A 2,500-nucleotide genomic window follows, 5' to 3' on the forward strand; every position below is an offset into this window, starting at 1 on the left:
GAATCAGAATGTCGCGGTGAATACGTTCCCGGGTCTTGTACACACCGCCCGTCACACCATGAGAGTCGGCAACACCCGAAGCCCGTGAGGTAACCTTTTGGAACCAGCGGTCGAAGGTGGGGTTGATAATTGGGGTGAAGTCGTAACAAGGTAGCCGTAGGAGAACCTGCGGCTGGATCACCTCCTTTCTAAGGAGTCGACATGGAAATGTAATTTCCATGAAGGTTCTTTGTTCTCTGTTTAATTTTGAGAGTTTAATTCTCTCTAAATTTGTACTTTGAAAATTGCATAGTAATCAATATAGAGTAATACTCTAAAGCAAGGCAAAGTTAATTCTTTGTTGTTTGAATTTAAATATATTTACTTAAGGTCAAGCTACAAAGGGCGCATGGTGAATGCCTTGGCACTAGAAGCCGATGAAGGACGTGATAAGCTGCGATAAGCTTCGGGTAGGCGCAGATAGCCTGTGAACCGAAGATTTCCGAATGAGGAAACTCTCATGGGTAACCCCATGAACTGTATACTGAATTCATAGGTATATAGAGGTAAACCCGGGGAACTGAAACATCTAAGTACCTGGAGGAAGAGAAAGAAAAATCGATTTCCTTAGTAGCGGCGAGCGAAACGGAAAGAGCCCAAACCGGAAACTTGTTTCCGGGGTTGCGGTCAGATCATTAAGGCTTTATATCTTAACCGAAGATTTCTGGAAAGTTAAACCATAGAAGGTAATAGTCCTGTAGGTAAAAAGAGAAAAAAGCCCGATCTGTACCAGAGTACCACGAGACACGTGAAACCTTGTGGGAAGCTGGGAGGACCACCTCCCAAGGCTAAATACTACCTAGTGACCGATAGTGAAGAAGTACCGTGAGGGAAAGGTGAAAAGAACCCCAGGAGGGGAGTGAAATAGAACCTGAAACCGTGTGTCCACAACCGATCAAAACACGTTAATGTGTGATGATGTGCTTTTTGTAGAACGAGCCAGCGAGTTACGGTATGCAGCAAGGTTAAGCACTTAAGGTGAGCAGCCGAAGGGAAACCAAGTCTGAATAGGGCGTATAGTTGCATGCTGTAGACCCGAAACCGGGTGACCTATCCATGGCCAGGGTGAAGCGGAAGTAAAATTCCGTGGAGGCCCGAACCACAATGGTGTTGAAAAACCATGGGATGAGCTGTGGATAGGGGAGAAATTCCAATCGAACTCGGATATAGCTGGTTCTCCTCGAAATAGCTTTAGGGCTAGCGCCATGAATGAGTACCGGAGGTAGAGCACTGAATGAGGTAGGGGCTGACAACAGTTACCGAACTTTATCAAACTCCGAATGCTGGATACTTGAATCATGGTAGTCAGACTGCGAATGATAAGATCCGTAGTCAAAAGGGAAACAGCCCAGATCACCAGCTAAGGTCCCAAAGTATAGATTAAGTGGTAAAGGATGTGGGATTTCTAAGACAACTAGGATGTTGGCTCAGAAGCAGCCATACATTAAAAGAGTGCGTGATAGCTCACTAGTCAAGAGATCCTGCGCCGAAAATGTCCGGGGCTAAAATCTAACACCGAAGCTGTGAACTTGTACTTCGTACAAGTGGTAGAGGAGCATCCTGTATGGGCTGAAGTCGTACCCAAAGGAGCGGTGGACTGTACAGGAGAGAGTATGCTGGCATAAGTAGCGAGAACTAAGTGAGAATCTTAGTGGTCGAAAACCTAAGGTTTCCTGGGGAAGGTTCGTCCGCCCAGGGTAAGTCGGGACCTAAGCCGAGGCCGAAAGGCGTAGGTGATGGACAATCGGTTGATATTCCGATACCGCAGAGTAACGTTATGAGAAATGGGATGACGCAGGAGGATAGGATATGCGTACGTTATTGGAAGTACGTCTAAGCACTGAGGATGAAAGATAGGAAAATCCGTCTTTCGTTAAGTCTGGGGTGTAATGGTGAGGTAGTTTACTACCGAAATATCTGATTTCATGCTGCCAAGAAAAGTCTCTATCCAGGAGCTCTGTGCCCGTACCGCAAACCGACACAGGTAGGTGAGGAGAGAATCCTAAGACCATCGGAAGAATTGCTGTTAAGGAACTCGGCAAATTGACCCCGTAACTTCGGGAGAAGGGGTGCCTACGAGAGTAGGTCGCAGAGAATAGGCCCAAGCAACTGTTTATCAAAAACACAGGTTTCTGCTAAAGCGAAAGCTGAAGTATAGGAGCTGACGCCTGCCCGGTGCTGGAAGGTTAAGGGGAATGCTTAGCGCAAGCGAAGGCATGAACTTAAGCCCCAGTAAACGGCGGCCGTAACTATAACGGTCCTAAGGTAGCGAAATTCCTTGTCGGGTAAGTTCCGACCCGCACGAATGGCGTAATGATTTGGGCACTGTCTCAACAGCAAATCCGGCGAAATTGTAGTGCAAGTGAAGATGCTTGCTACCCGCGATTGGACGGAAAGACCCCGTAGAGCTTTACTGTATCTTAGCATTGAATCTCGGTATTGTCTGTACAGAATAGGTGGG

2 rRNA genes (both running past the window's edge) are annotated in these 2,500 nt (G+C 47.0%); both read left to right on the forward strand.

The features are described from left to right. A 16S ribosomal RNA gene (locus CA_RS01645) occupies positions 1-188 on the forward strand; it begins 1,318 nt to the left of the window's first position. 180 nt (positions 189-368) lie between these two features. Then, positions 369-2,500, forward strand: a 23S ribosomal RNA gene (locus CA_RS01650) (it continues 774 nt past the right edge of the window). Together the 16S and 23S rRNA genes form the textbook arrangement of a ribosomal RNA operon.

This window comes from Clostridium acetobutylicum ATCC 824 (genome assembly GCF_000008765.1).
Taxonomy (GTDB): Bacteria; Bacillota; Clostridia; order Clostridiales; family Clostridiaceae; genus Clostridium_S; species Clostridium_S acetobutylicum.